This is a genomic window from Cellulosimicrobium cellulans, assembly GCF_007679345.1.
Lineage (GTDB): Bacteria > Actinomycetota > Actinomycetes > Actinomycetales > Cellulomonadaceae > Cellulomonas > Cellulomonas cellulans_A.
Genome location: NZ_VEGH01000023.1, coordinates 1 through 25,879 on the forward strand (window position 1 = coordinate 1; position 25,879 = coordinate 25,879).

Consider the following 25,879-nt stretch of genomic DNA (forward strand, 5'->3'; position numbering starts at 1 on the left):
CACCGCCTCAAGACCGACGGCGGCTTCCGGCTGCGCCAGATCGCACCCGGGCTGTTCGAGTGGATCACCCCCACCGGACACCGCTACCTCACCCGACCCGGCACCGGCCAGAGCCACGACGCCACCAGCGACCCGCTCGACGCAGCACCCCCGTTCTGAGCCGGCACGGCTCCGCCGTCTGCGACCGGCCTCGGACAGCGGCGCGCACCTCGCGGGCCGGGCTCGGCCCGCCCCCCCGCTCCGACCTCGCGCATGTCGGTGGCCGGTGCCAGCATCGGGGCATGCGGATCAGGCATCAGGTGACGGTGTTCGACACGGCCGACCTCGCGACGGAGAGCGCGTTCTGGGCGGGCGTCCTCGGCGGGACGGTGGAGCCCGACGACGACTGGCACATGCTCTACGTCGACGGCGAGCCGCGGATGGGCTTCCAGCTGGCCCCGAACCACGTGCGGCCGGACTGGCCGGACGGCGAGCAGCAGCAGATCCACCTGGACCTCTACGTCGAGGACCTGGCGGAGGCGCACGCGCACGTCACCGGGCTGGGCGCCGAGCTGCTCAAGCCGGCCGACGACCCGGACGCGCCCGAGGGGTTCCAGGTGTACGCGGACCCGTCGGGGCACCCGTTCTGCCTCTGCTGGTGAGGTCGGGCGCGCAGCCGCCCCCGACGCCGAGCAGGTGCTCGCGCTCCGCGAGGTGCCGGGCGACGCCGGCCGGGTCCGTGCGGGCGGACAGGTAGCCGAGGTACCCGTCGGGCCGGATCACGGCGGCCCCGTCGTGCCCGATCCCGTAGCGGTCGGCGACGACGCCGCCCGGGTCGACCAGGACCGGGCCGTCGGCTGTTCCGTCGGGCCCCGGCCGCACCGGGACCACCGTGCCGAGGCCGCCCAGGACGCGACGCAGGCGCTCGTGCGACGTCCGGGACAGGCACGTGGTCAGCACCAGGTGCCCGGGCCGGCGCAGCAGGTCGCCGACGCGGGCCGGGCCGCCGTCCGCCGTCGAGAGCCCCTCCGGGTCCGGCGCGTGGTCGCCCGGGCTCGCGCCGCGCACGCCGTCGCCCCCGCTGACGGCCGGGCTCCCCCGGTACCGCAGCCGCACCTCGGCCATGCTCGACGCGACCGCCTCGCCGACCGCCGGGACGTGGCCGAGCAGCAGCAGCCCGACGTCGCGCAGGTGGGCCCGCGGCCCCTGCGTGGCGACGGCGTGCGTGAGGCGCGTGGTCTGCCGGACGACCGCGGCGCCGACCGGGTGCCGCTCCGCGTGGTAGCTGTCGAGCAGCTCGTCCCCGGCCCGCCCCGTGCTGACGAGCGCGAGCTTCCACGCGAGGTTGACCGCGTCCTGCATCCCGGTGTTCATGCCCTGGCCGCCGGCGGGGCTGTGCACGTGCGCCGCGTCGCCCGCGAGCAGGACGCGGCCGTGGCGGTACCGCTCGACCTGGCCGTGGTGCACCTCGAACCCGACGAGCCACCGGGGGTCGCTCAGGCGCCAGTGCTCGCCCATCCGCTCGTCGACGAGCCGCTGGACCTCGGCCACCGTCGGGTCGCCGGACGGACCCGGGGCGGGGACCTGGATCAGGAACCGCGTCCGCCCGTCGGGCATCGGGAACGCCCCGGACACCCCGTCCGCCCCGGCGAACAGTCGGATGGTGTCCGGCGGGAGCGTGGTCGCCGCGGCGACGTCGGCGAACAGGAAGTGCTCGCCGTGGAAGACGCCCTCGATCCGCTCGCCCACCGCGGCACGGACCCGGCTGTGGCCGCCGTCGGCGCCGACCACCCAGCCGACCCGCACCCGCTCGGGACCGGCAGCGGACTCGAGCGTCACGTCGACGCCGTCGGCGTCCTGGGAGAGGTCGGTCAGCCGCACCCCGCGCTCGACGACGACACCTCGTCGCGCCGCCAGCCCCGCGAGCACCGCCTCGGTCACCGGCTGCGGGGTGTCGAGCGCGCGCGGGTACCGGGAGTCGATGCCGCGGGTGGACGCGCGCAGGCGCAGCGTGCCCGCGGCGCCGGACCGGACCTCGACGGCCGTGATCTCGACCGCCCGGGCCGCCAGCTCGTCCAGCACGCCCATCGCGGCCAGGTGCTCCTGCGTGCGGGCGTGCACGATCACGGCGCGCGACTGCGGGGTGGGCTCCGGCAGCGCGTCGACCAGCCGGACCCGGGCGCCCTGCCGCGCGAGCTCGCAGGCGGCGGTCAGGCCCACCGGTCCCGCGCCGACGACGAGGACGGTGGACGACGCTCCCCCGCTGCCGCTCATCGCACCCCCGTCCGGCTGCCGACCGCGGTGCGCGGCCCGGCCCGCGCCCACCGTGGCCACGCGCGGCGGGCCGCGGCCTCACCCGCCGCGGATGACCCGGGCCGGCCCGCGCCGCACGCTCACGCCCGCCGCCGGCGGGCCACGGTGGCCGCCAGCACCGGCGCGCCCTCGCCGGCGAGCCGCGCGACCGCGGACGGCCGGCCCGCCATCGCCATGACCAGGTCGAGCGTGGTGCCGGTGACCTCCGGGCCGTCGCCGGCGCGGAACCCGCTGTCGTCCGCGACCAGCCGCACGCCCGTCGCGACGGTCCGGGACGCCACGGCGAAGTCCCGCCGTGCGTAGCCCGCCGCGACCGCCTCGACGGCCTCCGGGTCCGGGGCTCCCGGCAGCCCGAGGGGCTCGCGGACGTCGGTGCCGTGCACGACCACCTCGCCGAGCCACGCCCACAGGTCGCCCGTGGGTGCGACCCGGGAGTCGACGACGGACCGGAAGCCAGCCAGCGTGTCGACGGACGCCGGGCCGCGGTGCTCCGCGAGCCGCCTGGCGTTGTGCCGGTCGGCGTCGAACCGTGCGCCGGCGATGCTCCGCAGCCACGCCCACCGCCCGGTGCTCGCCCCCGCGGTCAGGTGCGCGACGACGTCCTCGACGGACCAGTCGCCGCACAGCGTCGACGCCGACCACGCCTCGGGGGGCAGGGCCGCGAGCTCCGCGGCGAACCGGGCCCGTTCCTCCCGGATGGCCGACCAGTACCGCTCGGGTGCCCAGGGGGCCATGCGTGCTCCGCGTCCTCGGTGGGCCCCGCCGGTCAGGCAGGGAGGGCGAGCTCGCCCCGCACGATGCTGTCACCCGAGTGGGCCGGATCGCCGTCGAACGGCTCGGCGGACACGTCGACGACGGGGAACTCGGCGAGGTCCAGGTCCGCCGGGAGCGCGAACCGGCCCTCGTCGCCGTCGAGGAGGCCGAGCGAGACGAGCCGCGTCGCGCCGGCGTCGAGCAACCACACCTCGCGGAAGCCGTCGGCGTCGGCGTCGGTCACGCGGACCACGAGGGTCCGGCGGCCCTCGGCGTCCTCCTCGACCTGCGCGTCGCCCGACGCGGACCAGCCGGGCAGGGCCTCGAGCCGGACCTCGGCGACGACCGTCTCGGAGTCCGGGCGCAGCGCGGCGGAGACGGCCAGGCCGCCCGCGACGCCGCCGACGACCAGGCCGGCCGCCGCGGCGGCGAGCCACGCCCCCCGTCGGCGCCGGCGCGGGGACTGGGGGACGAGGTCGGAGCCGGGCGCCGAACGCGGACCGGTCGCGCCGCCGGCCGACCGGTCGTGCCCCTCGGCGCGGTCCTCCGGACGCCGGCCGGCCCCGAGGGCGCCCGGGAGGGCGTCCCCCGGACCCTCGTCCACCCCGAGGTCGTCCGGCCGCGTGCCGTCCGGCACGACGTCGTCGGCGAGCCCGAGCTCGTCCCGCACCCGCCCCCACACGGCGGCGGGCGGCGGGACCAGGTCGCCGGCGTCGCCGGCGCGGGCGACGGCCGCCGTGGCCGCGAGCGCCGCGACCTCGCGGGCGCACTCGGCGCACGACGCGAGGTGCGCGCGGGGGGCCGCGTCGAGCGGCTCGCCCAGCGCGGCCAGGGCGACGGCGTCAGGGTCGAGGTGCGGCACCGTCCACCTCCAACCGGTCGCGCAGCCGTTGCAGGCTACGACGGATGTGGCTCTTCACCGTGCCGAGCGGCAGGTCGAGCCGCCGGGCGATCTGGTCGTGCGTGAGGTCGTCGTAGAACGCGAGGGCGAGGATCGTGCGCTGCGGCTCCCCGAGCCGGTGCAGCTCGTCGACGACGACGACGTGGTCGGCCACCCGGGCGGCCTCCGGCTCCGGCTCGCGGACGGCGCGGGCGGCGACCGCCCGCAGGTCCCGGGCGTCCCGGGTGCGGCGGCCGAGCGCGTCGGCGACGGCGTTCCGGGTGATGCCGGTGAGCCAGGCGCGCAGCGGCCCCCGGTCGGCGCGGTACCCGGAGCGTCCCCGCCAGGCGGCGACGAACACCTGCTGGGTGACGTCCTCGGCGTCCGCCCCGGACCCCAGCGCCCGCAGGGCCACGGTGTGCACGAAGGCCGACCACCGCCGGTACGCCTCGGCGAGCGCGAGCTCGTCCCCCGCCTCGAAGGCGCGCGCCAGGGCGTCGTCGTCCCACTCGGGCGGCGGGCGCAGGTGCGCGACGGGGCTGGACAGGGCGCGCCTCCTCGCGGGCCGGGTCCCGCCGCGGGGTGCGGGGGTCGCGGAGGCCATCATGCGCCGACCGGGGTGGCCGTGACCAGGACGTTGTCGACGTAGTGCCGCGTGTCCCGGTCGAAGGCGCCGCCGCACGTCACGAGCGCGAGCCGCGGCGGGCCGTCCCGGGTGAACACGTCCGGCCACCGCGCCTGGTCCTTCGGGAACCGGGTCACGGCGTCGACGGCGTACGTGCGGGTGCTGCCGTCCGCGAGGGTGACCTCGACGGCGTCCCCGGGCCGGACGTCGACCAGGTGCACGAACGGCCCGGTCCCGCCGGACGCGATCGAGTCGACGTGCGCGGCCACGACGGTGGTGCCGGCGGGCTCGCCGGGGTCGGCGCCGAACCGGTACCAGCCGCCGCGCTCGGCGAGCGGCGGGATCTCCATCTGCCCGTCCGGGGCGACGCCGACCGGGTCGACGGGGACGTCCACGTCGCGGCCCGGGATCACGACCCGCACCGGCGCGGTCGGCGAGGGGGCCGCGGCCGGCGGCGGCGTGGCGGGGGCGACGGGCACGGTGGGGGCGGTCGCGGGCGGGGTGGTCGGCGACGGCGCGGCCGTGGCCGACGGCGTCGCCGGGGACGTCACCACCTCGACCGCGCGCTGCCGCTCCGAGCCCGCGAACGCCCCCGCCAGCCCCGCCGCCGCGAGCCCGAGCACGACGACGGCGAGGAGGGTCCCGACCACGCCGCGGGGGCTGCGGCGTGGTCGGGGGTCGGGGTCGGTGGGTGGCACGGTGCCTCCGGGTCGGGACGCGCGGGCTGGACCGGGGCGCGGGCGGCGGGGACGACGCACCCGCGCCCCGGCCGTCTCAGCGGCGGTCGCGGACCGCCGCGCGGGCCCGGCGCGCGGGCCGCACGGCGCCGGCGACCGCGACCAGCGCCAGCAGCGTCGCGGCCGCGACCCACGGCGCAGCGGGCCCGGACCCGCCCTCGGCGGCGGTGCCGAGCTCCCCGGACGGCACGCCGCCCGGGGCCGAGTGCAGCCCGCTGATGGTCTGCACCGCGAGCGCCAGGTTGCCCGCCTCGAGCGAGCCCCAGGCGTACACGATCGTGTCGGCTCCCTCCGCGATCGTGAGGTCGGTGGGGCCGAGCACCGGGGTGGTGGTGCCGGTGGCGGCGACCGCCGCGGAGACGGTCCCGGCGGGCACCGTGAGCGACTGCTCGTCCGGGTTCGACAGGTTCGTCACGACCGGGCTGCCGCCCGCGAGGACGTCGACCGCCGGCGCGGCGGCGACGTGCCGGACGGTGAGGCGCCCCTGGCCCGCCGGCACCGCGGAGGTGTCGTTGGTGAACAGCGTGGCGGTCGGGTCGCCGGTGGCGGTGAGGTGCGCGACCGCGGTGTAGCTGGCGCCCGCCTCCAGGGTGACGTCGACCGGGCCGATCGCCGGCTGGCTGTCGTCGGCGGCGTCGGCGGCGGTGATCGCCAGGGTGTGCGCGCCCGCGGGCACGTCCAGCGGCCCGGCGAGCGTGCCGGGCGTGAAGTCGTCGAGGGTGCGGGTGCCGTCGACCCAGACGTCGACGGTCAGGTCGGGGACGCCGTGCAGGACGGCGAGCGACGCCGTCCCGCCGGTGGCGGCGGAGGCGGGCAGCGCGGCGGCGGCCACCAGCAGCGCCGAGCCGATGCCGGCGGCGGCGAGGGTGACGGACGGACGATGACGCATGGGGTGCTCCTCGTTCCGTGCCCCCCGTCGGCGGGGGGCGTGGGCGGCTGACACCCCCTCTACGGCGCGCGCGCCCGGCGCGGATGCAGCGGGCGCGCAGAAAGCTCGGACGATCCGTCCCGGTTCGCCGTCGGGGGGCCCGGCGTCGCGCCCGCGGCGTCCCGGCGCTACCGCAGGAAGCCGGTCACCACGTCGTGCAGCGCGGCCGTGGTCGGCGCGAGGCCCGCCACGTCCACGCGCTCGTCGTGGCCGTGGAACAGCCCCCGCCAGGTGCCGTGCCCCGAGGCGACGGTGCCCTCGTTCACGCACGCGTCCCGGATCAGCGCCTGCAGCAGCTCGGTGGTCTCGCCGGCCAGGCGGTCGGCGTCGGGCAGGGCGGTCATCGGGCCTCGTCGGGTGCGGGGCGGGCTGCGCGGGCCGCGGTCGGGCGGCCGGCGGAGGCGGCGGGCGCTCCCGGCCGCACGCGGCGCCCCGGGATCGCCGCGACGAGCTCGCGGGTGTACTCCTGCCGCGGGTCGAGCAGGATCTGCTCGGCGGTGCCCTGCTCCACGAGGCGCCCGTCGTGCAGCACCCCGACGTGGTCGGCGACCCGCCGGACCACCGCCAGGTCGTGCGAGATGAACAGGTAGGTCAGGCCGTGCTCGGCCTGGAGCCGGACCAGCAGGTCGAGGATCTGCGCCTGCACGGACACGTCGAGCGCCGACACCGGCTCGTCGAGGACCACCAGGTCCGGGCGCAGGGCGAGCGCGCGGGCGATCGCGACCCGCTGCCGCTGCCCGCCCGACAGCTCGCGCGGGCTGCGCCGGGCCGCGTCGGCGGGCAGGGCGACGTCGGCGAGCAGCTCGCGCACCCGGTCGGCGCGCTCGGCCCGGGTGCCGACGCCGTAGGCGCGCAGCGGCTCCGCGATCACCTCGGCGACCGTGAACCGCGGGTCGAGCGACGCGTACGGGCTCTGGTAGACGACCTGGAACCCGCGGCGCAGCCGGCGCAGGGTCTCGCCGCGCGCGCCGGTGACGTCCTCGGCCCGGAACCGCACCCGGCCCGCGGTGGGCTGCTCCAGGTGCAGCGCGAGGCGGGCGGTGGTGCTCTTGCCCGAACCCGACTCCCCGACCAGGGCGTAGGTGGTCCCGCGGTCGACGCGCAGGCTCACGCCGTCGACGGCGACCAGCGAGCGCGCGCCCGCGGCGCCGCGAGGGCGCGGGAACTCCTTGCGGACGTCGACCAGCTCCAGCACCGGCGCCGCCTCGGCGGCCGGCGTCGCGGCGGCCCCGGTCGTGGCCGCCGTCGGCCCGGAGGGCACCACCGCCCCGCCCGCCGCACCCGGCGACGCCGCCACCAGCCGCCCGTCCGCGAGGCTCGGCGCCGCCGCGATCAGCTGCCGCGTGTACGGGTGCCGCGGGTCCCCGAGCACCTGGTCGGCGGTGCCCTCCTCGACCACCGCCCCGTTCTCCAGCACGACGATCCGGTCGGCCCGGTCCGCCGCGACCCCGAGGTCGTGCGTGATGAGCAGCAGCGCCGTCCCGCGGTCGCGGACCAGGGTCTCCAGGTGGTCGAGGATCCGCCGCTGGACGGTGACGTCGAGGGCGCTGGTGGGCTCGTCGGCGACGACCAGCCGGGGCCCCGCCGCGATCGCCACGGCGATGAGCACCCGCTGCCGGAGACCGCCGGACAGCTGGTGCGGGTACTGCCGGGCGCGCGCCGCGGGGTCGGGGACCGCGGCCTGCTCCAGCAGGGCGACCGCGCGGCGGCGCGCCTCCCGGCGCCGGGCGAGCCCGTGGATGACCAGCACCTCGGCCACCTGGTCGCCGACGCGCTGCACGGGGTTGAGCGACACGGTCGGGTCCTGCGGGACCAGCCCCACCTCGCGGCCGCGGACCGCCCGCCACTCGCGCTCGGTCAGGTCGGACACGTCGCGCCCGCCGAGCCGGATCCGCCCGCCCGTGACCGCGCCGCCGCGGGCCAGCAGGTGCAGCGCCGCGTGCGCGGTGCTGCTCTTGCCGGATCCCGACTCGCCGACGAGCGCGACCACCTCGCCGGGGCGGACCCGCAGGTCCACCCCGCGCACGGCCCGGTACACCTGGCCGTCCCGGGTGCGGTAGCCGACCGCGAGGCCCTCGACCTCGAGCACCGGCGTCGCGTCGGCCCCGGCCGGGGCGGCGGCCCGGTCCTCCTGCAGCTGCGTCACTGGTCCTCTCCCGTCGTCTCGAGCGCCCGCGCGACCCGGTTGGCGGACAGCACGACCGCCACGATCACGAGCCCGGGCAGGGTGGTCAGCCACCAGGCGGCGGCGAGGTAGTCGCGGCCGCCGGAGATCAGCGACCCCCACTCGGGGGTGGGCGGCGGCGTGCCGTAGCCGAGGAAGCTCAGCGCAGACACCGCCAGCACCGCGCCGCCGAACTCCAGCGCGACGAGCGCGAGGACCGGCCCGGCGGAGTTGGGCAGCACGTGCCGGCCCAGCACCGACCACCAGCGGGCGCCCGACGCGCGCGCGGCCTCGACGTAGACCGAGGTCGACGTGCGCAGCACCTCGGCGCGCATCACCCGGGCGAACGTCGCCACGGCGCCGACGCCGACGGCCACGGCGATCTTGGTCGGCCCGGTGCCGAGGGCGGTGATGATCGCGAGCGACAGCAGGATGCTCGGCACCGCGAGCAGCACGTCGACCGCCCGGCCCACGACGTCGTCCACCCAGCCGCGCAGGAACCCGGCGAGCAGCCCGAGGGCCGAGCCGACCACCAGGCCGACGACGACCGCGAGCGCCGTGGTCCGCAGGGACAGCGAGGCGCCGTGCACGACTCGCGTCCACACGTCGCGGCCCAGGTGGTCGGTGCCGAACAGGTGCTCGGCGGACGGCGCCAGCAGCCGGTCGGCCGGGACGCCGGTGATCGCGTCGCCGGACGCGAACACCGCCGGCGCGGCGGCCCACGCGGCGACGAGCAGCAGCACCAGCCCCGCCACCACGAGCCCCGGGCGCCGGAGCAGGTACCGCCCCGCCCGCGCGGCCCACGGACCCGCGGACCCGGCGCCCCGCGCCCGCCCGTGCCGCAGGATCGACCGGGCGTCCTGGCGGTCGGCGACCTCGATCTCCTCCGGCGCGCGGGTGGTGGTCGTGACGGTCACGCGGCCACCGCCTTCCGGGTCGGGGCCCGCTCGATGCGCGGGTCCAGCAGCGGGTAGAGCAGGTCGACGACGAGCGTCGTGACGACGAACACCAGCGCCGACAGCACGACGACCGCGAGCACCACCGGCACGTCCTGGGTGTTGACGGACTGCACGGTGAGCCGCCCGAGCCCGACCCGGGAGAACACGGTCTCGGTGACGACGGCCCCGCCGAGCAGCCCGCCGACCAGGACGCCGAGCATCGTGAACGCCGGGATCGCCGCGTTGCGCAGCGCGTGCCCGAGCTGCACCCGGAGCCGGCCGGCGCCCTTGGCGCGGGCGGTCTCGACGTACGGCTCGCCGAGCGTGCCCCGCAGGCTGCGGGACAGCACCTGCGCGAGCTGGGCTCCCGGAGGGATCGCGAGGGTCACGGCGGGCAGCACCAGGCTCTGCCAGCCGGCGTTGCCGATCGCGGGCAGCAGGCCGGCGCGGAACGACAGCCACTGCAGCAGGACGAGCCCGATGACGAACGTCGGCAGCGCGACCCCGACCGGCGGCAGAGCCGACAGCACCTGGCGCAGCCACCGGCTGCGCGGCAGCACGCCGGCCACCGCGAGCGCCGTGCCGCCGAGCACCGCGAGCGTCAGGGCGACGCCCGTGAGCAGCAGGGTCTGCGGCAGCGCCTGCGCCACCAGCGAACCGGCCGGCGCGCCCGACTGGTACGACGGCCCGAAGTCGAGCCGGACCGCGCCCCACAGGGCGTCGGCGTACTGGACCAGCACCGGCCGGTCGAGCCCGTACCGGGCGCGCAGGTCGTCCAGCAGGGCCGGGTCGACCGACGCCACCTCCCCGCCCGACCCGGCGGCCAGCGCCGCCGGGTCGCTCGGGAGCAGGTAGAGCACGAAGAACGCGATGGTGAACGCGGCCCAGAGCACGAACAGCCCCTGGGCGGCGCGGCGCGCGACGTACCGGGCCATCAGGACGGGTCCACCCACGCGCCGTAGAAGTCGAGCCGGCTGGAGCCCTCGAACGCGAGCCCGTGCACGCGGTCGGCGGCGGCGATCGTGGTGGACAGCTCGTACACCGGGATGGCGTGGCCGTGCTCGACCAGCAGCCGGGAGGCCTCCTCGATCAGCTGCCCGCGCTCGTCGGGGTCGGTGGCGGCGGCGGACCGGTCGAGCAGGTCGTCGACCTCCTCGGCCGGGCGGTCGTTGATGTTGCGCGCGTTCGCCGAGAAGATCAGCCGCAGCACGTCCGGGTCCGACCGGGTGAGGTTGTAGTAGTCGAAGTCGAAGTCGCCGCTCTCCTTGATAGCGGTCGACTCGGCGATCTCGACGTGTCGCAGCTGCAGGTCCACGCCGATCTGGCGCAGCTGCTGCTGCACGAGCTCCAGCGGCGCCGGGTCCTGCCAGAACGTGACGGTGGTGGACAGCCTCTGGCCGTCCTTCTCCCGGATGCCGTCGTCGCCGACCACCCAGCCCGCGTCGTCCAGCAGCTCCTCGGCGCCGTCGGGGTCGTAGGCGAGCAGGTCGCCCAGGTCCGCGGCCAGCGGGGTGGAGTGCGAGAGCACGCCGGTCGCCGCCTGGTCGCGCTCGGTGAGCACGGTGTCGACGATCTGCTGCCGGTCGATGCCCTTCGAGATGGCGACCCGCACGGCCTCGTCGGACGCGAGCGGGCTCGACTCCTTCGGGAACAGCTGGTAGGCCACACCGGGGTTGGCGCGCTGCTGCAGCCAGAACCCGTTGCCGTCGAACTGCGGCTGGTCGACGGCCGCGATCGCCGCGGTCGCGTCGATCTGGCCCGAGGCCAGGCTGCCGGCGCGCACCGACGACTCCGGGATGACCTGGAACGTCACGGTGTCGAGGTAGGCCCCGCCGGTGTGCTCGTCGGCCTCGGACGACCAGTCGTACCCGTCGACCTTCGACAGCACGATCTCCTGGTCCTGCGTGTACGAGTCGACCTGGAACGGGCCGGACCCCACGTAGTCGCCGGCGCAGCGCTCCTCGGGTGTGAGGCCCGCCGAGGCGGGCGACAGCAGGCCGAGCGAGAACGTCGACGTGGCCTGGAGGAACTGGGCGCTCGGCTGGGCGAAGTCGACGGTGAGCGTCTGCGGGTCGGCGACCGTCGTGCCCTCGTAGCCGACCAGGTACTGCGAGCCCAGCGACGCCGTGGCGCCGAGCGCGACGATCGCGTCGAAGTTCGTCTTGACCGACTCCGCGTCGATCGGGGTGCCGTCCGCGTAGGTGGCGCCCTCGCGCAGGTGGAACGTGTAGCTCGACGCGTCGTCGCTGACCTCCCAGCTCTCGGCGAGCCAGGGGACGATCTCGCCGGTGTCCGGGTCCTGCGCGGTCAGCGACGCGACGGTCTGCCGGGCGACGGCGATGGCGTCGTTGTTGCCGACCTGCTGCGGGTCGATGCACCGGGAGTCGACCGTGATCGCGAACCGGAGGTCGCCGCCGGAGACGGGCTCGGCGCCGGCGCCGGTCGAGGCGTCGCCGGACCCGCCGCCGGACCCGCCGGAGGAGCAGGCGGCGAGCAGCAGGGTGGTGGTGGCGAGCGTGGCCGCGGCGGCGGGGCGGGCGCCCCGGCGTCGGGTGGGCGTGGTCATCGGTGCTCCTGGATGGGGTGGGATGGTGGTCGGGGGTGGCGGGTCAGCCGGCGACGGGGACGGCCGGAGCCGCGTGGTCGACCGCGGTGAAGCCGGCGGCGCGGCGGGGGTCGGCGGCGCTCCACAGGTCGGTGCGCACCTCGGCCCGGACCAGCGGCGCGACCTGCTCGGCGAACCGGCGCAGGACGTCCTCCTGCTCCGCCGGGTCGAGCAGGTGGTTCACGGAGACGGACTGCAGGACGTGCCCGTAGGTCGCGTGGTAGTCGAGGATCTTCTCGGCCACCCGCTCCGGGGAGCCGACCAGGGCCGGGCCGCGCTCGACGGCCTCCTCCAGCGTGCGGAAGGACGGCGCCTTCCCCACGGCGTCGGCGCCGTAGCCCCGGCGGGCCGCGGCGTCGACCTGGCCCTGGTACAGCGGCCGGTACTGCGCGACGGCGGCCTCGGTGGTGTCCGCGAGGAACAGCCCGCCGGAGCCGGAGCCGACGTACGCGCGGGCCGGGTCGTGGCCGTGCGCGGCGTACTGCTCGCGGTAGTGGTCGAGCAGCACGGCGTAGTTCTCCCGCGGCTGCAGGGCGTTCGCGGTGACGATCGGGTCGCCCCAGCGCGCCGCGAGCTCGACGGCGAACCGGGAGGTCGCCGAGCCGTGCCAGATCCGGAACGGCCCGGCGTACGGCCGCGGCAGCGTGGTCGCGTGCTCCAGGCGGTGCCGGTGCCGGCCCTCCCAGGTCACGTCCTCCTCCGAGAGCAGGAGGCGGAGCAGTTCGTAGTTCTCCTCGAGGTACTCGTACTGCTTGTCGAGGTCGAGGCCGAGCAGCGGGTACTGCAGCACCTCGTTGCCCTTGCCGATGACGATCTCCAGCCGGCCGCGGGACAACTGGTCGACGGTCGCCAGGTCCTCGGCCACCCGCACCGGGTCGAGCAGCGACAGCACGGTGACGCCCGTCGACAGCAGGATCCGGCGGGTCGACGCGGCGATCGCGCCGAGGATCACCGTGGGGGCCGACGACAGCACGTCGCCGGCGTGCCGCTCCCCCACGGCGAACGAGTCGAAGCCGAGCTCCTCGGCCAGGACGGCGTGCCGGACGGTGCGGGCGAGCCGGTCGGCCGGGGGCACCGCCTCGCCCGTGACCGGGTGCGGCGGGTTGAAGACGATGTCGAGCAGCTGGAAGCGCACGGCCGGCCCCCGCTCAGGCCGCGGCGGACGCGGCGGCCTCGCGGTCGCGCGCGGCGACGCCCTCGCGGACCAGCGGGATGACGTACCGGCCGAAGTCGACCGCGTCGTCCAGCAGGTCGTAGCCACGGGCCGAGATGACCCGGACGCCCCGGTCGTAGTACGCGAGCAGCGCCTCCGCGACCTGCTCGGGCGTGCCGACCAGCGCGTTGGAGTTGCCCGCGCCGCCGGTGGCCTTCGCGGTCGCGGTCCACAGCACGGAGTCGAACCGGTCGCCCTGCGCCGCGATCTCCAGCAGCCGCTGCGAGCCGGCGTTCTGCGGGGCGTCGATGGGGTGCCGCGCGCTCAGCACGCCGCCGAGCGCGGCCTTGCGGGCCTCGATCGCGTCGAGGACGCGGTGCGCCTTCTCCCAGGCCAGCTCCTCGGTCGGCGCGATGATCGGCCGGAACGCGGCGTGGATCCGCGGCGGGGTGGCGCGGCCCGCGGCGGCGGCCTCGGCGTGCACCCGGTCGATCTGCTCCTGGGTGCGGTCCAGCGGCTCGCCCCAGACGGCGTAGATGTCCGCCTCCGCCGCGCCGACCTTGAACGCGGCGTCCGAGGAGCCGCCGAACGAGATCGTCGGCACGTGGCCGTCGACCGGCTTGGTGTCCAGGTGGAAGTCGGCGAAGTCGTAGAACCGGCCGTGGTGGTCGAACGGCTCGGTGGCGGTCCACGCCCGCTTGACGATCTGGATGTACTCCTGGGTGCGGGCGTACCGCTCGTCCTTGGTCAGGGTGTCGCCCTCGCGGCCCTGCTCGTGGTCGTTGCCGCCGGTGATGAAGTGCACCGAGAGCCGGCCGCCGGACAGCTGGTCCAGCGTGGCGAACGTCTTGGCGGCGTAGGTCGGGTACGAGACGTTCGGCCGGTGCGCGAGCAGCAGCTCGATGGAGTCGAGCCGGGACGCGACGTAGGCCGCGAGCGCCGCCGGCTCCGGCCCGGACGACCCGTAGGCGAACAGGACGCGGGTCCAGCCGTTGTCCTCGTGCGCCCGGACGATCCGCTCCAGGTAGCCGGCGTCGAACGGGCGGGTCGTGGCGGCACGCGTCTCGGACGCGTCGTTGGTGGTGGCGATGCCGAGGAACTCGACGGGCATGGCGGGGTGCTCCTTCGTGCTCTTCCCGCCGAGATAGGGCCTGCGCGCCGAGATAGGGCCGTGGGGGGTCCTATCTCGGGCGGAGGGTCCTATCTCGGCGCGGGTGCGGGGTGGGAGGGGCGGGGCGGGCGGGTCAGGCGGGGGTGTCGGTCGGGGGCTCGGCCGGGAGGCCGGCCTCGCGCCAGGCCGGGAAGCCGCCGTCGACGTGGGAGACGGTGTAGCCGCGGGCCGCGAGGGCCTCCGCGACGGGCCGGGAGCCGTTCTCCGAACCGCAGACGACGACCACCGGGGTGTCGATCGAGATCACCGGGGCGTGCGCCGGGCCGAACAGGGCGTCGAGGTCGGTGCGGTCGAGCAGCGTCGATCCGGGGATCTCGCCGTGCGAGGCGCGGCCGCCGGCGGAGCGGACGTCGACGAGCAGGGCGCCGCGGGCGACCTCGGCGGCGGCCTCGACGGGCGGGCGGAGGGCCGGTGCCGCGGCCTCGGGGGCAGCGGCGCCGGGGACGCCGGGCGCCGATGCGGCGGCGTCGACCGGGCCGGCTGCGTCGGTGGCGGGAGTTCCGGCGGTGCTGGCGGTGCTGGTCATGGCGGGCTCCTTCAGGGGACGAGGGTGAGGGCGGCGCGGTCGGCGCCGGCGGGCGGTGCCTCGGCGCCGGGCGCGACGCCCCACGCCTCGGCGAGCAGCGCGAACGACCGGCGGGCGTCGGCCGGGTCGTGCGTGGCGGTGGTGATCAGCAGCTCGTCGGCGCCCGTGACGCGCTGCAGCGTCTCCAGCCGGGCGACGACGTCCGCGGGAGCGCCGACGACCCGGGTGTCGACGCGGTCGGCGACGAGGGCGCGCTCGTCGGCGTCGCGCTCCTCCCAGGGCACGGCGTCGTCGGGGTGCGGGTAGGCGATCGCCCCGGCGACGCCGCGGCGGATGGACAGCACCCAGTCGGCGAACGGCGCGGCCAGCGCCCGGGCCTCGGCGGTGGTCTCCGCGACCAGCACGTCGGCGGAGACGACCACGTACGGCCGGTCGAGCACCCCCGGGCGGAACGCCGCGCGGTAGGCGGCGATCGTGTCGAGCGTCGTCGCCGGGGAGACGTGGAAGTTCGCCGCGATCGGCAGCCCGAGCTCCCCCGCCACCCGCGCGCTCTCCCCCGCCGAGGAGGCGAGCACCCAGAGGTCGAAGTCGGCGCCCTCGACCGGCGGCGCCACGTGCCGGGTGCCGTCGGCCTCGGCGTAGTCCCCGGCGCGCAGACCGAGGACCAGGCCGAGCTCGTCGCGGAACGCGGCCGGGGTCCGCGACGCGCCGACCACCCGCTTCTGGGCGAGCAGCCGCTCGCGCAGCACGGAGTCGGAGCCGTCGACCGGCGGGGCGCCGGGGACGTACAGGCCGTCGACGACCCGGGGTCCGAGCGCGGGTCGCGGGGCGGGCGGGGCCGGGGCGGGGCGCGGGGCGGGCGGAGTCGGGGCGGCCGCGGACGCGTCCCCGGGCGCGGCGTCCTTCGTCCCGCCCGGCGGCGTGAACGCCCGCCCCAGGCCCAGGTCGACCCGCCCCGGGTGCAGCGCGGCGAGGGTGCCGAACTGCTCCGCGGCGACCAGCGGGCTGGTGGTGCTCAGCAGCACCGCCCCCGAGCCGACGCGGATCCGCTCCGTGCGGGCCGCGACGGCGGCGGCGAGCACGGCGGGCGACGCGGAGCCGACGCCCGGCGACAGGTGGTGCTCGGCGTACCAGACCCGGCGGTAGCCGAGCCGGTCGAGGTCGACGGCCAGGTCGACGGCCGCCCGCACGGCCTGGGTGCCGGTGCCGCCGGCGGGCACGACCGCGAGGTCGAGCACGGACAGCGGGACGCGGGGGTTCTCGGGCATGGGTCCTCCTCCTCGGGTGCGGGCGGGCCGGCGGCGCTCAGGACGTCTTCGGCAGGCCCGGCGGGTTCGTCTCGGGCGCGTCGATCGCCTCGGCCTCCAGGCCCCAGCGCTCCAGGACCTCGGTGTACGAGCCGTCGTCGAACGCGCCCTGGAGCGCGGCGGTGACCGCGTCGGCCCAGCCGCTGCCCTTGAGCGTGGTGACGGCGATCTGCGCGGTGTCGGGCCAGCCGCCGTTGAGCGTGCCGACGACCGTGAAGTCCTGCGGCGAGACCTTCGCCTTGTACGCGGCCGTCGCGTTCGGGCCGAACGAGGCGTCGATGCGTCCGGACTGGAGCGCGAGGATGGTGTCGCCGTCGTTCTCGAAGTACTCGACCTGGACCGGGTCGAGGCCGGCGGCCTGGTTCACCTCGTCCCAGGCGAGCAGGATCTTCTCCTGGTTGGTGCCCGACCCGACGGCGACCGTGAGGCCGGCGATGTCGGCCGGCTCGTCGATCGCGGTGATGTCGCTGCCGGCCTTGACCAGCCAGCCGAGCTCGTCGTCCCGGTAGGACGAGAAGTCGAACAGCTCCTTGCGCTCCTCGGTCACGGTGACGTTGGAGATCGTGGCGTCGACGTCGCCGGACTGGACCGCCAGCGGCCAGTCGGCCCAGGCCTTCACCTGGAGGTCGAGGTCCTTGCCGAGCGCGTCGGCGACGAGCTGGGCGATGTCGGTCTCGTTGCCGATCGGGGTGGCGTCGTCGTCGGCGAGGAACGCCAGCGGCGCCACGTAGGCGCTCACCGCGACGGTGAACGTGTCCTGCTCGGCGAGCTCGGGGGGCAGCAGGGCGATGGCGTCCGGGTTCTCGGCGGTGTGGACGCGGTCCTGGTCCGGCGAGGTGTCCACCGCGAGCCCGGCGGCCTCGGCGGCGTCCTGGAGGTCGCCGCCGGCCTCGGCCGCGTCGGACGTCCCGCCGCAGGCGGCGAGCAGGGCGAGGACGGGCACGAGCGCCAGGGCGGCGTGCGGGCGGCGGCGGGCGCCGGGCGGGCGGGTGCGGGTCGTGCGCATGGGGAGGGCCTCTCGGGAGGGCGGGCGGCGCGGCCGGAGGGCGCGCGCCGGGTGGGACGGGTCAGCGGACCTTGTCGAGGAACGCGCGGGTGCGCGGGTGCGCGGGGCTGCCGAGCACCTGGGCCGCGGGTCCCCGCTCGACCACGACGCCGTCGTCCATGAACACGACGGTGTCGGCGACGTCGCGGGCGAACGCGACCTCGTGGGTGACGACCACGAGCGTGGTGCCGTCGTGGGCGAGGTCCCGGATCACGCCGAGCACCTCCCCCACGAGCTCGGGGTCGAGCGCGGACGTCGGCTCGTCGAACAGCAGCAGGGCGGGCTTCACCGCGAGCGCGCGGGCGATGGCGACGCGCTGCTGCTGGCCCCCGGACAGCTGCCGCGGCCGGGCGTCGGCCTTGTCGGCCAGCCCGACCCGGGCGAGCAGGGCGCGCGCCTCGGCCTCCACCTCGGCCCGCGGGCGGCCCTGGGCCGAGACGGGCGCCTCGACGACGTTCTCCAGGGCGGTCAGGTGCGGGAACAGGTGGAAGTTCTGGAACACGAACCCGATCCGGGTGCGCTGCCGGAGCACGTCGCGCTCGGTGAGCTCGCGCAGCACCTCGCGGCGGCGCGGGCCCCAGCCGGCGCGGCGCCGGGCGTAGCCGATGACCTCGCCGTCCAGGGCGACGAACCCGTGGTCCGGGCGCTCCAGGTGGTTGACCAGCCGGAGCAGGGTCGACTTGCCGGAGCCCGACGGGCCGAGGATCACGGTCACCTCGCCGGGGCGGACCTCCAGGTCGACGCCGCGCAGCACCTCGAGGGTGCCGTACGACTTGGACAGGCCCTGCACACGGAGGTGGCCGCCGGCTGGGGCCGGGGGTGCGGCGGATGTGGCCGCGGCGGCCGGCGCCGCGGCGGGGGCGTGCAGCACGCTGGTCATCGGGTGCCTCCGGTGCGCTCGGTCGTGCGGGCGGCGGTGCGGGGTGCGGTGCGGGTGAGGTGGCCGCGCCGGGCGCCGGCCAGGAACGTGGGCGGCAGGTCCGCGGGCAGCGGGCGGCCGGCGACGCGCGCCGCGGCGACGGCGAGCGTCCAGCGCAGCCGCTGCAGCGGGGTCGGCGGCAGCGTGCGGAGCGCGCCGCGGGCGTAGTACCGCTCCAGGTAGTACTGGGCGACGGTGAGCACCGTCGTGGTGAGCAGGTACCAGATCGCCGCGACGAGCAGCAGCGGGACCACCCGCTGGTTCCGGCCGTAGATGACGCCGACCGTGTAGAACAGCTCGCCGTACGCCAGCACGTAGACGACCGACGTGCCCTTGAGCAGGCCGATGATCTCGTTCACCGACGTCGGGACGATGGTGCGCATGGCCTGCGGGAGCACGATCCGCCACTGCTGCCGGCCCCGGGGGATGCCGAGCGCGGCCGCGGCCTCGTGCTGCCCCTGGTCCACGCCGAGGATGCCGGCGCGGACGATCTCGGCGGAGTACGCCGCCTGCGACAGCCCGAGGCCCAGGACCGCGGCGCCGAACTTGTCGACGACGTCGAGCGTGTCGAACTGCAGCCACTCCGGCCCGAACGGGATGCCGAGGGACAGCTGCGGGTACAGGTAGGCGAGGTTGTACCAGAGCAGCAGCTGCAGGATCAGCGGCACGGACCGGAACACCCAGGAGTACGCCCAGGACACCGACTGCAGCAGCGGGGACCGGGACAGCCGCATCAGGGCCAGCACGGTGCCGAGGCCGAAGCCGATCACCGCGGCGACGGCGGTCAGCCGGACGGTGGCCCACACGCCCTCCAGCACGGACGGCCAGGTCAGGTACTGCGCGACGACGTCCCACTCCCACTGCGGGTTGGTGAGCAGCGAGCTGAGCACCATCGCGAGCAGGACGGCGACGCCGGCGGTGGCGACCCAGCGGCCGGGGTGCCGCGCGGGCAGCACGGGCAGGTCGGCGAGCACCTCGGGGCGGTCGACGTCGGGGGCGCCGGGCGCGGCGCCCGGCCCGGGCGCGGCGGCCGCGGGAGCCGTGGTGGCGGCGCTCACCGGGCGAGCCACTTCTCGAACGCGTGCGGGACGAGGTCGCCCGGGTAGGCGGCGGGCTCGAACAGCGGGGTGTAGCCGGCCGCGAGGTACAGGCCGACCGCCTCCGGCTGCTTCGGCCCGGTGGTCAGGTAGACCCGGGGGTAGCCGGCCGCGGCGGCGCGCGACTCCAGCTCGGCGAGCACGACCCGGGCCAGCCCGCGGCGGCGGTGCGCCCCGTGGGTCCAGATCCGCTTGAGCTCCGCCGTCGGCACCGCGGGCGCTCCCTCGGCGTCCCGGGCGCCCGGGTCGGCGAGCCGCACGGCGTCGCCGTGCTCCGGCTCCCACCGGCGGCGGAACGCGCCGCCGGCCACCGGCTCACCGTCCTCCAGCACGAGCACGAGGGCGCCGTGCGGCGGGGCGAACTCCTCGACCCCGTGGTGCTCCAGCTCGTCGCGGAGCTCGGCCGGCGTGAGCAGGCCGGTGTACCGGGTGCTGTACTCGTGCGCCAGGCCGTCCAGCAGCGGCCCGACGAGCGGGTCGTGCAGCCGGGCGTCGCGCACGGCGAGCCGCGCCGGGTCGAGGGGGGCCGGACGCGTCGGCGCCGGGTCGGGCGGAGCGGGGTCGCGCCGGGTCGGGTCGAGCGGTTCCACCCGCAGCGGGGTCGTGGTCATCGGGGTCACCTCGGGGTCGGTCGGTGGGGTGCGGTGCGGCCGCGGCGGCCGCGCGTCCGTCAGGTCAGGGCGAACGGGGCGGCGGACCACGGGCCCTCGGCGGGGGCGGTCCGGGCGGCGCGCGGGACGACGGCGCGGTCCGCCGGCTCGTCCCGCCCTCTCGGCTCGTCCCGGCCCGTCGGCTCGTCCCCGTCGCCGGGCCGGAGCCCGAAGGCGCCCGCCTGCTGCAGCGCGGGGACCGTCCGGTCGACGAGCGCCGCCAGGTCGGCCTCCACGGACGTCGGGCGCACGACGAACCCGTCGACCGCGCCGTCCCGGACGGCGTCGGCGAGCACGGTCGCCAGGTCCTCCCCGGTGCCGGCGACGACGGCGCCGGCGACGCCGAGGTCCGGCCGGTCGACGGAGCGGACCAGGTCGAGCCGCGCGAGGGCGGCGTCCCGGTCGTCGGCGAGGGCCACGTCGACGTCGAGCAGCACGCGCACCGCGTCGGCGGGCCGGCCCGCGGCCACCGCAGCCGCGCGCACCCGGTCCCGCGCCGCGACGGCCGACTCGAGGTCGGGCGAGGCGAGGCGGGCCACGTCGGCGTACCGGCCGGCGAGCGCCTCGGCCGCCGGGCCGGCGACCGGGACCACCACGAGCGGGCGGTCCGCGGGTGTCGCGGGGACCCCGCCCGCCCCGCCGCCCGCACGGGCGACCGACCGGCCCCGGACCGCGAACCGGATGCCGTCGTGGTCGACGCGGAACCGGCCGTCCCCGCCGCGGCGCACCGCGCCGGGCTCCCCCGCGTCCCAGGCGGCGAGGACGGCGTCGAGGGCGGCGGCGGCGCGGTCGGCCCACGCGCGCTCGGCGGCAGCGGCAGGATCCGCGGGAGCACCGGCGGTCGCGGGAGCACCGGCGGCGGCGGGTGCCGCGGGGTGGTCGAGGTGGGCGGCGCCCGGCGCGGCAGGGGCGCCGAGGTCGGCGAAGGCGCCGGGGATCGCGGGGCCGGACAGCTGCCAGCCCGCGAGGGCGCCGGCCGCGCTCTGCACGCCGCGGACGGCCCCCGCGAGGTGGCCCGGCTCGACCTGGTCGTGCGGGACGCCCGCCACGAGCGCCGCGGCGCGCACCAGCGGGGCGACCCGCGCCGCGGCGACGGCGGCGTCCAGCCGGCCGGGCACCCGCTGCCGCCCGGGGTGCAGCAGCAGGGCGTCGCCGAGCACCACGAGGTCGAGCAGGCCGCGGTCGGCCCGGTGCACCAGGCGGGCGAGCCGCTCGCCGTCGAACGCACGGGCGGCGACCGCGCCGAGCGCACCGTGCGCGCCGGGCCGGGCGCCCGCGGCGGTCAGGTCGACGCCGAGCAGCGCGCGGCGGCCGGCGCGAGGGGACGAGAAGGGCATGACGGCTCCGTTCGGGGCGGGTGGTGAGGCGGTCGCGGGCGCGCCGGGGGCGTGCCGCGGCGACGCGCGGGCGGCGGATCGACGAGCGGGCGGGCGGCACACGGCTCGCCGAGGGAGGACCCCCGCGCCGAGATCGGACCGCGGTGGGTCCTGTCTCGGCCCGCGCGTCCTCTCTCGGCGCGAGCCCGCGCGGGGCCGGCGCGAGCCCGCGCGGGCCGGCGCGGGGACCGCTCGCGCGGGCCGGCCGGGTCGGTGGCCGGCGTCCCGGGGTGCGGCCGGGTGCGGGTCAGGCGCCGCGGGAGGCCGGGGTCAGGCGCCCCGGGCGAGGCGCCGGGCCGGCGGGCGTGCCGTCAGCGGCGACAGCGACAGCGTCCGCCGGTCGTGGCGGCGGTGGTCGGCAGGGCGGGTGCCGAGGGCGCCCACGGCGCCTGCACGGTCCGGCTCATGCGTTCTCCTCGTGTGCCCCCGCCCGGCCGGGCGGGTCCGCGTGTTGTCCGTCGCCGGCGGCGGCGGACCTGGTCCTCACCCGGGGCACCCACCCGCGCGGGGGGTTGCCGTCCGACCAGCCGGGGCTTCGCGTCGGAGCTCATGACCACCCGGTGCGTCGCGGGGCCCGCCGCGCGGCGCGCCCCGGTGTCGAACCGGTGCCCGGAACCTACGAACCAGGCCGGGGGGCGTCAACGGTCGAGCCGCCGCGTCTCGCATGCCGGAGCGATGTCACAGGACGACGGTCCCAGACGTTCGCACCGTCCCGGATCGTGAGAACTCCCCCGCCGCTGCGCACGGGCCGGCGGCACGGGTGCTAGACCTCCGCCCCGAGGTCACGAGTCCCAGCGCCAAGCCCCGGCTGGCTGGGCAGCAACCCCACGTCACGGCGGGGTGCTCCGGGAGATGACCTGGCCGTCGGCCGGCACGCGCCGCTCCGCCGCACGGCAACCGTGATCGACACCCTTGCGAGGCCACCATGTCGTCCCCGTCCGTCGTCGCCGTCTCCGGGAACCCGCGCGCCGGGTCCCGCACCCTGGCCGCCGCGCGCGCCGCCGCCGAGCGCCTGGCGGCGCTCACGTCCGCCGAACCCGCCACCGCCACCGCCGCCGTCGAGGTCGTCGACCTCGCGACCCTCGCCGGCGAGCTGCTCGCCCCGGCGCACCCCGCCACCGACGCCGCGCTCGCGCGGGTGGCCGCCGCCGACGTGGCGGTCATCGCGACCCCGGTCTACAAGGCGTCCTACACCGGCCTGCTCAAGGCGTTCCTCGACCTGTACGGCCCCGACGGGCTGGCCGGCGTCGTGGCCGTGCCGCTCGTGGTGTCCGGCAACCCGGCGCACGCGCTCGCCGGCGAGGTGCACCTGCGCCCCGTGCTCGTCGAGCTGGGGGCGGTCGTCCCCGCGCGCTCGCTGACCGTGACCGAGGCCCAGCTCGCCGACCTCGACCCCGCGCTGGACGCGTGGCTGGCCCGGGCCGCCGCGCCGCTGCGCCGGGCGCTCGGGCTCGCGCCGGCCGCCGAGCCCGCCGCATCCGCCGAGCCCGCCGCCGCACCCGCCGCCGCGCTCGCCGGGGCGACCCGGTGACCGCCGAGCGCACGGACCTGGGCCCGCTCGAGCGGCTGCTCGCCGAGCAGGACGAGCCCCAGCTCGACCCGCAGCAGTTCAAGCGGGTGTTCCGCCGGCACCCCGCCGGGGTCGCCGTGGTCGCGCTGCGGCACGCCGGCCGGCCGGTGGGGTTCACCGCGACCTCGGTCATCTCGGTGTCCGCGGCCCCGCCGCTGCTCGCGTTCTCGCTCGCGTCGACGTCGTCCTCCTGGCCCGCCGTGTCCGCGGCGCCCACGCTGGCCGTGAGCTTCCTCGCGGACCACCAGGACGACGTGTCCGCGCGGTTCGCGACCAGCGGCCTGGACCGGTTCGCCGCCGGCGGCTGGTCCTCGCTCCCGACCGGTGAGCCCGTGATCGACGGCGCGGTGTCCTGGGTGCGCGCCCGCGTCGTCCAGCGCACGCCCGTCGGCGACTCGTACCTCGTGTCGCTGCGGGCGCTGTCCGCGGGCGGCCCGGACGACGTGGCGGCCGGCGACGGCGCCTCGCCGCTGGTCTACCACGACCGCACCTACCACCGGATCGGCACGCACACCGCGCTGTGACGCCGCGGCTCGGCCGCACCCGCCCCGATCCCGCCGCTCCCCCGACCCACCGGAGACCCCCGTGACCGTCCCCCCGCTCCTCACCGGACTCGACGTCGACGGCGCCGGCGCGCACCCGGCCGCCGCCGCGCTGTCCGGCCTCTCGCCCGCCGACCTCGTGTCCGGCGCCCGCCTGGCCCGCACCGTCCGGCACGCCGAGCACGCCGGCCTGACCTTCGCCACCTTCGCCGACGCCGCGCTGCCCGCCGTCCCCGGCGCCCCCGCGTCGGCCCGTCTCGACGCGGTCACCCGCGCGGCGTTCGTCGCCCGGACGACCACCGCGATCGGCCTCGTGCCCGAGGTGCCGACCACCTACCCCGAGCCGTTCCACGTCGCGACGCAGCTCGCCTCCCTCGACCTCGCCGCGTCCGGCCGCGCCGGCTGGCTGGCCGCGGTGACCCCCGGCGACGCCGCGCCCGCCGCCTACGGGCGCGCGCCGGTCGCCGACCTCGGCCGCGAGGCCCGGGACGTCGTCCAGGTCGTCCGCGACCTGTGGGACTCCTGGGAGGACGACGCGGTGGTCCGCGACGTCGCCACCGGCCGGTACGTCGACCGGGACCGGATCCACCGGGTGGACTTCGCCGGGGAGTCGTTCTCCGTCGTCGGCCCGCTCATCACGCCGCGGCCGCCGCAGGGGCAGCCGGTCGTGCTCGCGCGGGCCGGGGACGTCGCCGGGCCCGGCCGGGACGGCGAGCGGCTGGTGGACGTCGTGCTGGTCGGCGGGTCCGGCGTGGCGGAGGCCCGGGCCGCGGCGCGCGCGGTCGTGGACGGCGATCCCGGTGCGCGGGCGGTGGTGGAGGTGCAGCTCGTCCTCGACGCGGAGGGGCGCACCGGGAGCGCCCGCCTGGCCGAGCTCGACGCGGGCGCCGCCGCGCCGTGGGCCGCGGGCGCCGCGCTGCGGCACGTCGGCACGCCGGCCGGGCTGGTGGCGCTGCTCACCGAGCTCGCCGACGACCCCGCCGTCGCCGGCGTCCGGCTGCTCGCCGCGTCCCTCGACGCGGACCTGCCGGTGCTCGCCCGGGACGTCCTGCCCGCGCTGCGCGCCGACCGCCGGACCGCCGCCCCGCGCGGCGGTGCCACCCTCCGCGACCACCTGGGCCTCGCCCGGCCCGAGAACCGCTTCGCGGGCGCGGCCCGCGCGACCGCCTGAGGAGCCCGCCGTGACCACCACCGACCGCACCCCCGACCGCACCGCCGACGCCGCGCACCCGATCACCCGCCCCGACGCCGAGGTGCACCTCGGCGTCTTCTTCCAGGGCGTCAACCACACGACGATCTGGTCCGACCCCGAGTCCGGGTCGCAGACGGCGTTCGCGTCCTTCGAGCGGGTCGCCCGCACCGCGGAGCGCGGCCTGTTCGACGCGTTCTTCCTCGGGGAGGGTCTCCGGCTCCGGGAGAGCCGGGGCCGGTTGCACGACCTCGACGTCGTGGGCCGCCCGGACGCGATCACCCAGCTCGCGGCGCTGGCCGCCGTGACCGAGCGGATCGGCCTGGTCGCCACCCAGAACACGACGTACAACGACCCGGTCGACCTGGCCCGGCGGCTTGCGAGCCTCGACGTGCTGTCCGGGGGCCGCGCCGCCTGGAACGTCGTCACGACCGACAACGCGTGGACCGGCGAGAACTTCCGTCGCGGCGGCTACCTGGACCACGCCCGCCGCTACGACCGCGCCGAGCAGGTCCTCGCGACGGCCCGGCGCATCTGGGACGCGTGGCCGGAGGGCGGGGGCGGGCGGGTCGCGCGGGTCGAGGCGCACGGGGACCTGGTGGACGTGACGATCGACCCCACCACCCCGCGCAGCCCGCAGGGCCACCCGGTGATCTTCCAGGCCGGCGACTCGCCGCAGGGCAGGGACTTCGCCGCGCGGTCGGCGGACGTGATCTTCTCCCGGCACGGCTCGGTGCTCGCCGACGCGCTGGCGTTCGCGGCGGACATCCGGGCGCGCGCCGCGGCGGCGGGCCGGCCGGAGGACGACGTGAAGATCTTCCCGGGCACGGCGATCGTCGTCGGCGACACCCCCGCGGAGGCCGAGGAGAAGGCCCGCTGGGTCGCCCGGCAGCAGGTCACACCGGCGACGGCGCTGCACGTCGTGGGCACGATCTGGGCCGAGGACCTGAGCGGCTACGACCCGGACGGCCCGCTGCCGGCGCACGACCCGGTCGTGGCGGAGCTCGGCGGCGAGGGCGGCTCGTCCACCACCGGGGCCCGCACGCACGAGGTCGCCGCTCGCTGGCGCGCGCTCGCCGAGGCCGAGGGGCTGTCGCTCCGCGAGCTCGTGATCCGCGTGTCCGGCGAGCGGGGCTTCGTCGGCACCCCGTCGGCCGTCGCCGACCGGCTGGTGCGGTTCGTCCGCACGGGCGCCGTCGACGGGTTCAACCTCAGTCCGTGGATCGTCCCGTCCGGGCTGGACGAGGTCGTCGACCGGGTGGTGCCGGAGCTGCAGGAGCGCGGGGCGTACCGGGCCGCGTACGCGGGGACCACGCTGCGGGAGCACCTGGGGCTCCGGGGCCCGCTGACGCGGCGCACCGCCGCGGGCGCGCGCGAGGTGGCGACGGCCGGGGTGTGACCGCCGCCCGGCG

The 25,879-nt window shown here is 77.8% G+C and carries 25 protein-coding genes and 2 riboswitches; of the genes, 5 read left to right on the plus strand and 20 right to left on the minus strand.

All coding sequences use genetic code 11. From position 1 onward, the window contains the following. Positions 1-281 precede the first annotated feature (281 nt). Positions 282-641 carry a VOC family protein gene (locus tag FS882_RS20075; RefSeq protein WP_158375919.1) on the plus strand — a complete coding sequence of 120 codons (360 nt, stop codon included), beginning with the start codon at positions 282-284 and terminating at the stop codon, positions 639-641. Here FS882_RS20075 and FS882_RS20080 read toward each other — a convergent pair. The 20 genes from FS882_RS20080 to FS882_RS20175 form a co-directional block, all read right to left on the minus strand. Further along, positions 556-2,253 (minus strand): FAD-dependent monooxygenase, encoded by a 1,698-nt coding sequence (locus FS882_RS20080; protein WP_158375921.1) that lies wholly within the window; start codon positions 2,251-2,253, stop codon positions 556-558. The genes FS882_RS20075 and FS882_RS20080 overlap by 86 nt on opposite strands. A 119-nt stretch (positions 2,254-2,372) precedes the next feature. Further along, positions 2,373-3,026 (minus strand): maleylpyruvate isomerase family mycothiol-dependent enzyme, encoded by a 654-nt coding sequence (locus FS882_RS20085; RefSeq protein ID WP_158375923.1) that lies wholly within the window; start codon positions 3,024-3,026, stop codon positions 2,373-2,375. A gap of 32 nt (positions 3,027-3,058) precedes the next feature. Beyond that, the gene (locus FS882_RS20090) at positions 3,059-3,907 is read right to left on the minus strand and encodes an anti-sigma factor (RefSeq protein ID WP_158375925.1); all 849 of its coding nucleotides are present in this window, start codon (positions 3,905-3,907) and stop codon (positions 3,059-3,061) included. Further along, a complete protein-coding gene (locus tag FS882_RS20095; RefSeq protein WP_262348438.1) occupies positions 3,888-4,532 on the minus strand; it encodes an RNA polymerase sigma factor in 645 nt (214 codons plus the stop codon). Before FS882_RS20095 ends, FS882_RS20090 begins: the two co-directional genes overlap by 20 nt. Next, positions 4,529-5,200 (minus strand): class F sortase, encoded by a 672-nt coding sequence (locus tag FS882_RS20100; protein WP_187365404.1) that lies wholly within the window; start codon positions 5,198-5,200, stop codon positions 4,529-4,531. The genes FS882_RS20095 and FS882_RS20100 overlap by 4 nt, the downstream gene beginning before the upstream one ends. 124 nt (positions 5,201-5,324) lie before the next feature. After that, a complete protein-coding gene (locus FS882_RS20105) occupies positions 5,325-6,176 on the minus strand; it encodes a DUF4397 domain-containing protein (protein WP_158375929.1) in 852 nt (283 codons plus the stop codon). Positions 6,177-6,343: 167 nt separating this feature from the next. Next, positions 6,344-6,559: a hypothetical protein gene (locus FS882_RS20110; RefSeq protein ID WP_158375931.1), complete on the minus strand. Its 216-nt coding sequence runs from the start codon at positions 6,557-6,559 to the stop codon at positions 6,344-6,346. Further along, entirely contained in the window at positions 6,556-8,361 is a 1,806-nt protein-coding gene (locus tag FS882_RS20115) for a dipeptide ABC transporter ATP-binding protein (protein WP_262348439.1), read from the minus strand. Before FS882_RS20115 ends, FS882_RS20110 begins: the two co-directional genes overlap by 4 nt. Continuing rightward, positions 8,358-9,296 carry an ABC transporter permease gene (locus FS882_RS20120; RefSeq protein ID WP_410053303.1) on the minus strand — a complete coding sequence of 313 codons (939 nt, stop codon included), beginning with the start codon at positions 9,294-9,296 and terminating at the stop codon, positions 8,358-8,360. Before FS882_RS20120 ends, FS882_RS20115 begins: the two co-directional genes overlap by 4 nt. Continuing rightward, entirely contained in the window at positions 9,293-10,270 is a 978-nt protein-coding gene (locus tag FS882_RS20125) for an ABC transporter permease (RefSeq protein WP_316043661.1), read from the minus strand. The genes FS882_RS20120 and FS882_RS20125 overlap by 4 nt, the downstream gene beginning before the upstream one ends. Continuing rightward, complete coding sequence (locus tag FS882_RS20130) at positions 10,252-11,883, minus strand: ABC transporter substrate-binding protein (RefSeq protein ID WP_158375933.1); 1,632 nt, start codon at positions 11,881-11,883, stop codon at positions 10,252-10,254. The genes FS882_RS20125 and FS882_RS20130 overlap by 19 nt, the downstream gene beginning before the upstream one ends. Positions 11,884-11,926: 43 nt before the next feature. Then, a complete protein-coding gene (locus FS882_RS20135) occupies positions 11,927-13,057 on the minus strand; it encodes an LLM class flavin-dependent oxidoreductase (protein ID WP_158375935.1) in 1,131 nt (376 codons plus the stop codon). A 13-nt stretch (positions 13,058-13,070) separates the two neighbouring features. After that, positions 13,071-14,186: an LLM class flavin-dependent oxidoreductase gene (locus FS882_RS20140; protein WP_158375937.1), complete on the minus strand. Its 1,116-nt coding sequence runs from the start codon at positions 14,184-14,186 to the stop codon at positions 13,071-13,073. 133 nt (positions 14,187-14,319) lie between these two features. After that, positions 14,320-14,772, minus strand: a complete 453-nt coding sequence (locus FS882_RS20145; protein ID WP_158375939.1) for a rhodanese-like domain-containing protein — start codon at positions 14,770-14,772, stop codon at positions 14,320-14,322. 11 nt (positions 14,773-14,783) lie between these two features. Next, positions 14,784-16,040: an LLM class flavin-dependent oxidoreductase gene (locus FS882_RS20150; protein WP_158375941.1), complete on the minus strand. Its 1,257-nt coding sequence runs from the start codon at positions 16,038-16,040 to the stop codon at positions 14,784-14,786. Positions 16,041-16,077: 37 nt separating this feature from the next. After that, the gene (locus tag FS882_RS20155) at positions 16,078-17,085 is read right to left on the minus strand and encodes an ABC transporter substrate-binding protein (protein ID WP_158375943.1); all 1,008 of its coding nucleotides are present in this window, start codon (positions 17,083-17,085) and stop codon (positions 16,078-16,080) included. Between the two features lie 61 nt (positions 17,086-17,146). Further along, complete coding sequence (locus FS882_RS20160) at positions 17,147-18,004, minus strand: amino acid ABC transporter ATP-binding protein (protein ID WP_158375945.1); 858 nt, start codon at positions 18,002-18,004, stop codon at positions 17,147-17,149. Continuing rightward, entirely contained in the window at positions 18,001-19,101 is a 1,101-nt protein-coding gene (locus FS882_RS20165) for an amino acid ABC transporter permease (RefSeq protein ID WP_158375947.1), read from the minus strand. The genes FS882_RS20160 and FS882_RS20165 overlap by 4 nt, the downstream gene beginning before the upstream one ends. Further along, positions 19,098-19,751, minus strand: a complete 654-nt coding sequence (locus FS882_RS20170; RefSeq protein WP_158375949.1) for a GNAT family N-acetyltransferase — start codon at positions 19,749-19,751, stop codon at positions 19,098-19,100. The genes FS882_RS20165 and FS882_RS20170 overlap by 4 nt, the downstream gene beginning before the upstream one ends. Before the next feature lie 59 nt (positions 19,752-19,810). Next, on the minus strand, positions 19,811-21,127 hold the full coding sequence (locus FS882_RS20175; RefSeq protein ID WP_158375951.1) for an LLM class flavin-dependent oxidoreductase: 1,317 nt from the start codon (positions 21,125-21,127) through the stop codon (positions 19,811-19,813). Between the two features lie 480 nt (positions 21,128-21,607). Then, a riboswitch (SAM riboswitch) is annotated at positions 21,608-21,721 on the minus strand. A gap of 225 nt (positions 21,722-21,946) precedes the next feature. Continuing rightward, positions 21,947-22,050: riboswitch (SAM riboswitch) on the plus strand. A gap of 41 nt (positions 22,051-22,091) precedes the next feature. Between FS882_RS20175 and FS882_RS20180 the strand changes: the two genes are divergently transcribed. The 4 genes from FS882_RS20180 (at position 22,092) to FS882_RS20195 (ending at position 25,866) form a co-directional block, all read left to right on the plus strand. Then, complete coding sequence (locus FS882_RS20180) at positions 22,092-22,697, plus strand: NADPH-dependent FMN reductase (protein WP_158375953.1); 606 nt, start codon at positions 22,092-22,094, stop codon at positions 22,695-22,697. Beyond that, positions 22,694-23,260, plus strand: coding sequence for a flavin reductase family protein (locus FS882_RS20185; protein WP_158375955.1), 567 nt, complete (start codon positions 22,694-22,696; stop codon positions 23,258-23,260). Before FS882_RS20180 ends, FS882_RS20185 begins: the two co-directional genes overlap by 4 nt. A gap of 61 nt (positions 23,261-23,321) precedes the next feature. Beyond that, positions 23,322-24,449 (plus strand): LLM class flavin-dependent oxidoreductase, encoded by a 1,128-nt coding sequence (locus tag FS882_RS20190; RefSeq protein WP_158375957.1) that lies wholly within the window; start codon positions 23,322-23,324, stop codon positions 24,447-24,449. A gap of 10 nt (positions 24,450-24,459) precedes the next feature. After that, positions 24,460-25,866: an NtaA/DmoA family FMN-dependent monooxygenase gene (locus FS882_RS20195; protein WP_410053304.1), complete on the plus strand. Its 1,407-nt coding sequence runs from the start codon at positions 24,460-24,462 to the stop codon at positions 25,864-25,866. The last annotated feature ends 13 nt before the right edge of the window (positions 25,867-25,879 follow it).